The organism is Cellulophaga sp. (assembly GCF_039943695.1).
Taxonomy (GTDB): Bacteria; Bacteroidota; Bacteroidia; order Flavobacteriales; family Flavobacteriaceae; genus Cellulophaga.
This window is the reverse complement of the sequence record NZ_JBDVAA010000067.1, coordinates 39,570-46,868: the sequence shown is the minus strand read 5'-3', so window position 1 is coordinate 46,868 and position 7,299 is coordinate 39,570. Positions and strand designations below refer to the sequence as shown.

At 32.8% G+C, this 7,299-nt stretch carries 8 protein-coding genes and 1 pseudogene; 7 read left to right on the top strand and 2 right to left on the bottom strand.

The genetic code is table 11. The annotated features are described in order from the left end of the window. The 3 genes and pseudogenes from ABJD66_RS05135 to ABJD66_RS05125 all read left to right on the top strand — a co-directional run. Positions 1 to 143 (top strand): annotated as a pseudogene (locus tag ABJD66_RS05135) (D-alanine--D-alanine ligase); the annotation flags it as partial. A 76-nt stretch (positions 144 to 219) separates the two neighbouring features. Continuing rightward, on the top strand, positions 220 to 675 hold the full coding sequence (coaD, locus tag ABJD66_RS05130; RefSeq protein ID WP_100895093.1) for a pantetheine-phosphate adenylyltransferase: 456 nt from the start codon (positions 220 to 222) through the stop codon (positions 673 to 675). 43 nt (positions 676 to 718) lie between these two features. After that, positions 719 to 2,464, top strand: a complete 1,746-nt coding sequence (locus tag ABJD66_RS05125; RefSeq protein WP_348128927.1) for a M14 family metallopeptidase — start codon at positions 719 to 721, stop codon at positions 2,462 to 2,464. Between the two features lie 2 nt (positions 2,465 to 2,466). Here the strand turns inward: ABJD66_RS05125 and ABJD66_RS05120 are convergent, their stop codons facing one another. After that, entirely contained in the window at positions 2,467 to 3,054 is a 588-nt protein-coding gene (locus tag ABJD66_RS05120; RefSeq protein WP_100896827.1) for an NUDIX hydrolase, read from the bottom strand. A 7-nt stretch (positions 3,055 to 3,061) separates the two neighbouring features. Here ABJD66_RS05120 and pyrE point away from each other — a divergent pair, with 7 nt between their 5' ends. Both pyrE and ABJD66_RS05110 read left to right on the top strand, forming a co-directional pair. Beyond that, positions 3,062 to 3,703, top strand: coding sequence for an orotate phosphoribosyltransferase (gene pyrE, locus ABJD66_RS05115; protein WP_013620152.1), 642 nt, complete (start codon positions 3,062 to 3,064; stop codon positions 3,701 to 3,703). 4 nt (positions 3,704 to 3,707) lie between these two features. Further along, positions 3,708 to 4,100 (top strand): SRPBCC family protein, encoded by a 393-nt coding sequence (locus ABJD66_RS05110; RefSeq protein ID WP_348128922.1) that lies wholly within the window; start codon positions 3,708 to 3,710, stop codon positions 4,098 to 4,100. On the opposite strand, the gene ABJD66_RS05105 is transcribed toward ABJD66_RS05110, so the two are convergent. Further along, positions 4,097 to 4,828: a biotin--[acetyl-CoA-carboxylase] ligase gene (locus tag ABJD66_RS05105; RefSeq protein ID WP_348128920.1), complete on the bottom strand. Its 732-nt coding sequence runs from the start codon at positions 4,826 to 4,828 to the stop codon at positions 4,097 to 4,099. The genes ABJD66_RS05110 and ABJD66_RS05105 overlap by 4 nt on opposite strands. 93 nt (positions 4,829 to 4,921) lie before the next feature. On the opposite strand from ABJD66_RS05105, the gene rsfS reads away from it, so the two are divergent. Beyond that, positions 4,922 to 5,299 carry a ribosome silencing factor gene (gene rsfS, locus ABJD66_RS05100; protein WP_100895089.1) on the top strand — a complete coding sequence of 126 codons (378 nt, stop codon included), beginning with the start codon at positions 4,922 to 4,924 and terminating at the stop codon, positions 5,297 to 5,299. Between the two features lie 9 nt (positions 5,300 to 5,308). Continuing rightward, complete coding sequence (gene ftsH / locus ABJD66_RS05095) at positions 5,309 to 7,291, top strand: ATP-dependent zinc metalloprotease FtsH (protein ID WP_100895088.1); 1,983 nt, start codon at positions 5,309 to 5,311, stop codon at positions 7,289 to 7,291. The last annotated feature ends 8 nt before the right edge of the window (positions 7,292 to 7,299 follow it).

Below are 7,299 nucleotides of genomic sequence, written 5' to 3'. Positions count from 1 at the left end.
TTGTAGACAATGAGCCATATATGTTAGAAATGAATACTACACCTGGCCTAACCGAAGAAAGTATTTTACCGCAGCAAGCAGCAGCAGCAGGAATATCTTTACCAGAATTGTTTGAGAGTGCAATAACAGAGGCTTTAAGATAAATTAAGTAACTTTAGCGTTCGTAAAAATCTGCTATACAACTTAATACATTTTTACATTAAAATAAAAACCACTACTATGAAACGTGCCATATTCCCTGGGTCTTTTGACCCTTTAACTTTAGGCCATACAGATATTATTAACAGAGGTATTACACTTTTTGATGAAGTAATTATTGCTATAGGTATTAATGCTGATAAAAAATACATGTTTACCCTAGAACAACGTATGCAATTTATTAGTGAAGCTTTTAAAGATGAGCCAAAAATAAAAGTTATGACCTATGAAGGGCTTACGGTAGAATTTTGCAAAAAAGTAGACGCTCATTTTATTTTACGTGGTCTGCGTAATCCTGCAGATTTTGAGTTTGAAAAAGCCATTGCACACACCAACAGAAAATTATCAGAAATTGAAACCGTATTTTTACTAACTTCTTCTGGCAAATCTTATATAAGCTCATCTATTGTGCGCGATGTTATTAGAAACAATGGTGATTATACCAGCTTAGTACCAGATACAGTTAGAGTTTTATAAATACAAAACCACCCCTTATTAAACCAAAAAATCAATTTTTAAAATGAAAAAAATTATAGGTCTTTTTAGCTTGCTATGCATTATTGCTTGTAGCGATAAACCAGAAGACAAGGAGAAAGATTTTCAGACTTTTTTTGAAACTAGCAACGGATTAGAAACACCTACTTATACAGAGGTTATAGATTTTTATTTAGAACTTGCTCGTGAGTTTCCACAAATAAACGTGCTTACTATTGGCGAAACAAATAGTGGCCTTCCTCTGCATTTAGTAACTTATAATCCTGATGGAGAATTTAATTTTAATAAGTTAGAGGATAAAACGGTTATATTAATTAATAACGGTATTCACCCTGGTGAAAGTGATGGTATAGATGCTACAATGCTCCTTTTTAGAGATTTAGTAGTAAATAAAATTAGTGCTCCTAGAAAAACAGTATTAACCACCATTCCTATTTATAACATTGGAGGCGCACTAAATCGAAACTCTACATCTAGAACCAACCAAAACGGACCTAAAGAGTACGGGTTTAGAGGTAATGCGCAAAATTATGACCTAAACAGAGATTTTATAAAAAACGATACCAAGAATGCAAAAACTTTTGCAGAGATTTTTCATTTAACAAAACCAGATATTTTTATTGACAACCACGTTAGTAATGGTGCCGATTACCAATATACATTAACACATTTATTTACACAACATAATAAATTAGGTGGCGATCTGGGTAATTATCTTCATACAGAGATGATGCCAAATTTAGAAACTTCACTAGAAGAAATTAATTGGCCTATAACGCCATATGTAAACGTTTTTAATAGTGTTCCTGAAAAAGGTTTTTCTCAATTTATGGACCATCCTAGATACTCAACCGGTTATACTACGCTTTGGAACACCCTAGGGTTAATGGTAGAAACCCATATGCTTAAACCTTATAAAAAGCGAGTTATGGGTACGTATTATCTAATGCAAAAAATGATAGACATATCTGAAAAAGATCATAAAAAAATAAAAGAATTAAGATCAAATGCTTTTTTAGCAGACCAAGAAAAAACAACTTACCCTATACAATACACAATAGACACCACTAAAACATCTACTCTAAACTTTAAAGGGTATGAGGCAGATTTTATAGAGAGTGAAGTTACTGGACTTACAAGACTAAAGTACGACAGGTCTAGACCGTTTACAAAAGAGGTAGAATATAAAAATTACATAAAACCTACAAAGTTTGTTACCATACCAGAAGCATATATTATTCCTAAAGGTTGGAAAAAAGTGATTCCGTTTTTAGAGGTTAACAAAATAAACTACACCCAACTAGAAAAAGACACCATTATAAACGTTGCATCTTACAGGATTAAAGACTACCAAACACGTAAATCTGCTTATGAAGGTCACTACCCTCACAACAACACAACTGTTACTAGTAGTATGCAAAATGTACAATTTTTAAAGGGCGATTATTTTGTTCCCACAAACCAACCAGGTTTGCGTTACATACTAGAAACATTAGAGCCAGAAGCAGTTGACTCATTTTTTAACTGGAACTTTTTTGACACTATTTTACAGCAAAAAGAAGGTTTTTCTCCCTATGTTTTTGAAGACGTAGCTGCTAAATTATTAAAAAACAATCCGGCGCTTAAAGCAGAGTTTGACAAAATAAAAACTGAAGATCAAGGTTTTGCAAACAATTGGTATGCACAACTAGACTGGTTGCACAAAAAATCTGCACATTATGAAAAAGCGCATTTGCAATATCCTATTTATAAATTATTGAAGAGTAATTAAAATTACTCTTCAAACAGTATTTTAATATTAGCATAAGAATTTTCTAAGGCCTTGGCAATTTTGCTTGGGCCTTTCCATTTTACCTTCTCTATACCCTCTTCAAGCTGGCCAGTAAGCTCTCCTTTATATGAGGTTTTCATTGCAAACCAATGCACCTCTTTTAACTTGTACTTCCCATTTCGCTTAAAAATATGGTAGGTAATCTTCAACAAGTTTTCAATTTTTAAACCTTGCACACCTGTTTCTTCTTCAACCTCTCTAATAGCACATTGCTCTATAGTTTCGCCTTTATCTAGCTTACCTTTAGGCAAATCCCACTTGTCATTTCTATAAATAAAAAGTACTTTACCCTCTTTATTTGTTACAACGCCACCACCAGCAACCACTATTGGTATTTTTTTAGAGAATTTTTTTAAAATCTCCTCTTTATTAGGGTGGTAGATGTATGCCTTTGGCAATTTATTCTTAGACAAGGCCTTAATTGCCTCGTTAATTGCCTCTTCATTTAACAAAAAATATTTATTATCTGCTATATCTGACAGTTTATTTGTCAAAATCAAGGGCAATTCATTCACAAAAACTTTATACATTTGCGCTATGGTTTTAAATAAAGACACTGCAAAAAAAACAGCCGAACTTCTATTGCAAATTAATGCAATTAAGTTGAAACCAGAAAATCCTTTTACGTGGGCTTCTGGATGGCAATCTCCAATTTATTGTGATAATAGAATTATTCTATCTTATCCTATAATTCGTAACTACATACGAGAAGAAATGGCTAAGCAAGTAGAAGAACTATACGGCAAACCAGACGTTATTGCTGGTGTAGCTACTGGTGCTATTGGTATTGGTATGCTTGTTGCTGAGTACTTAGGACTTCCGTTTGTATATGTTAGACCAGAACCAAAGTCTCATGGAAGACAAAACCAAATAGAAGGTCAATTATCTCCTAACCAAAACGTTGTGGTTATTGAAGATTTAATTAGCACCGGAAAAAGTAGTTTAAATGCTGTTAAGGCTTTAAAAGAGGCCGGAGCAAATGTTAAAGGTATGGTAGCTATTTTTACCTACGGATTTAATGTTGCAGACGAAAACTTTAAAACTGAGGATATAGAATTACACACACTTAGTGACTACCCTAATTTAATACAACAGGCGTCTGACACTAATTACATTAAAGAAGAACAATTAAACACATTACTGCAGTGGAAAAGTAACCCAGCAGTTTGGAAACCATAATATTATGCACATAGAAGCTCCAAAAAAAACAGTAAATAAAAGCGACAAAGAAATTTTTGATTTTTTAATTGATATTAAAAACTTTGAACAGTTAATGCCAGAAAACATTAGTAAATTTGAGGCATTAAGTGAAGATAAATTTCTTTTTGCTCTTAAAGGAATGCCAGAAATAGTTTTAAAACTAAAAGAGCAACATCCTAATAATAAAATAATATTAGGAGCCGCTAGTGACAAACTTCCGTTTACTTTAACTGCAGATATTAATAGCATTGCAGCAGCAGAAACAGAAGTTACTCTTTGTTTTGAAGGCGAATTTAATGCAATGATGGCTATGATGATAAAAGGGCCTATTACTAAATTTATAGATACCTTATCAGACAACCTAAGTGTTATTTAATAAAGTAATTGTATTTCTTTTAAGTTATACTCTTTAAAAATATTATCCTCTAGTAGAACTATTAATCTTCCGCTAGAGGATACTCCTTTTATAAAGCCCATAAACAACTCTCCTTCTTTACTTTTAAAAGTTGATGGTTTATCTACTCTAAACATTATTTCCTGATATAACGCACGTAATGCGTCTGGACTATTTAAATAATCTGCAGTTAGATACTTTTTCAACTTTTTTAGTATCCCACTTAATACTTCATCTAAATTAAAAGTCTCTCCTTTAAGTAACTTTAAAGAAGATACATTGGGCAAATTGTTAAATTCTAGCTGATTTACATTTAACCCAATTCCTATAATAGATGACTGTATTTTACTGCCAGTCAGTATATTTTCAATTAAAATTCCACATATTTTAGAATTAGCTGACAGAATGTCGTTAGGCCACTTAACAGCTAAATTTGGTATATTTAATTCTTTTAAGGCCTCAAAAACAGCTAAAGAAACACACATATTTAACAAAAATTGATCTGCAACCTCTAAACCTTCACTTTTTTTTAAAACACTAAATGTTAAGTTTTTACCAGGTTCAGCAAGCCATTGTGTTCCCATTTGTCCACGACCTTGTATTTGTTTTTCTGCCGCAACCACAGTAAAATCGTCTAATGAGGTAGACACAATTAACTCTTTTAAATACTCATTTGTAGAGTTGGTGGCATTAAGTTTGATTATCTGCATATGTAGATTATAATAATATTCTGCAATCTTATGTTAAAAACAATAGTTAAAAAAACAAAAAAACAATAACTTTGTATAATCTAAAATTTTTGAATGCAAAAAAATACACCTAGTGCAGACGAACTTATTGCTTTAATTTTACAAGGAATTGAAGAAGTAAAAGGGCACGATATAAATTTACTAGACCTTAGAGAAATAGAAAATACTGTTTGTGACTATTTTATAGTTTGCAACGGTACCTCTAATACGCACGTTAATGCAATAGTAGGCTCAATCCAAAAAACCGTTAGTAAAGCCATACATGATAAACCTTGGCACGTAGAAGGCACAGATAATTCTGAATGGGTTTTACTAGACTACGTTAATGTTGTAGTACACGTTTTCCAGAAACAAATAAGAGATTTCTATGACATAGAAGGCCTTTGGGGAGACGCAAAAGTTACCGCAATAGAAAGTAGTTATAACCAGTAAATAATAAGAATGGCAAAAGATAATAGCACAAAACCTACTAAACCTAAATTTAACTCATGGTGGATTTATGGTATTTTAGTAGTTATAATTATAGGATTTCAATTTTTAAGTAGTGATGGTTTATCATCAACTAGTAAAAAAACAACATCAGATTTATTAGAATATATAAAAAACGGTGATGTTAAAAAGGTAATGATTATATCTAATGCAGGTTATGCAAAGGTATACTTAACAGAGGAAGCCTTAAAAAAGGACTCTCACAAGCCTGTTTCTAAACCTAGTTTCTCTTTAAATCCAACAGAGTCTCCTAGCTATGTTGTAAACTATGCTTCTTTAGAAATTTTTGAAAAAGAAGTAAAAGATGCAAAAGCATTAAATAATGTTGATACAATTATAGACAGTGAAAAAGAATCTAACACGTTTGAAAACTTGTTATTTACTTTACTACCATTTGTATTAATCATAGGTATTTGGATATTTATGATGCGTAGAATGTCTGGTGGTAGCGGCGGCGGTGCTGGTGGCCAAATATTTAATATTGGTAAATCTAAAGCAAAGCTCTTTGATGAAAAAACAGACACACGTACATCTTTTAAAGATGTTGCTGGTTTAGAAGGTGCTAAAGAAGAAGTTGAAGAAATTGTTGAGTTCTTAAAAAACCCAGAAAAATATACATCTTTAGGTGGTAAAATACCAAAAGGAGCTTTATTAGTAGGCCCTCCTGGTACAGGTAAAACATTATTAGCTAAAGCCGTTGCTGGTGAAGCTAAAGTACCTTTCTTCTCTTTATCTGGTTCAGATTTTGTAGAGATGTTTGTTGGTGTAGGTGCATCTAGAGTACGTGATTTATTTAAGCAAGCAAAAGACAAGTCTCCTGCAATTATTTTTATTGATGAGATTGATGCTATTGGTAGAGCCCGTGGAAAAAATAATGTTACAGGTTCTAATGATGAAAGAGAAAACACATTAAACCAATTACTAACAGAAATGGATGGTTTTGGCACCAACACAAATGTTATTGTATTGGCAGCAACAAACCGTGCAGACGTTTTAGATAAAGCATTAATGAGAGCTGGTCGTTTTGACAGACAAATTTATGTAGACTTACCAGACATTAGAGAACGTAAAGAAATTTTTGAAGTACACGTTAAGCCAATTAAAACGGCAGAAACGTTAGATTTAGATTTCCTAGCTAAGCAAACTCCAGGTTTTTCTGGTGCAGACATAGCTAACGTTTGTAATGAAGCTGCTTTAATTGCTGCTCGTAAAGAGAAAAAAGCTGTTAATAAACAAGATTTCTTAGACGCTGTTGACCGTATAGTTGGTGGTTTAGAAAAGAAAAACAAAATAATTACTCCAGGAGAAAAGAAAACTATTGCTTATCATGAAGCAGGCCACGCAACTGTAAGTTGGATGCTAGAGCATGCTGCGCCATTAGTAAAAGTTACTATTGTACCTAGGGGACAGTCATTAGGAGCTGCTTGGTATTTACCAGAAGAGCGCTTAATTGTTCGTTCTGAGCAAATGCTAGACGAAATGTGTGCTACTCTTGGTGGACGTGCTGCAGAAAAAGTTATTTTTGACAAAATATCTACTGGTGCTTTAAGTGATTTAGAAAAAGTAACCAAGCAAGCAAGAGGTATGGTTACTGTTTATGGTTTAAATGACAAAATAGGTAACTTAACGTATTACGATTCTTCAGGTAATGACTCTTATGGTTTCTCTAAGCCATACAGTGAGGAAACTGCTCGTATTATTGATGAAGAAATTTCTAAATTAATAGAAGAGCAATACGTAAGAGCTATAGAGCTTTTAGACAAAAACAAAGACAAGCTTACAGAGCTAGCAGAACGCTTATTAGAGAAAGAAGTTATCTTTAAAGATGATTTAGAAAAGATTTTTGGAAAGAGACCTTTTGCTAAAGATGTTAGAGAAAATGCAGAGGAAGAAGCAAAAAAAGACGCTACTACTAAGTCTTCAGAGGAAGAATAGTACGTATA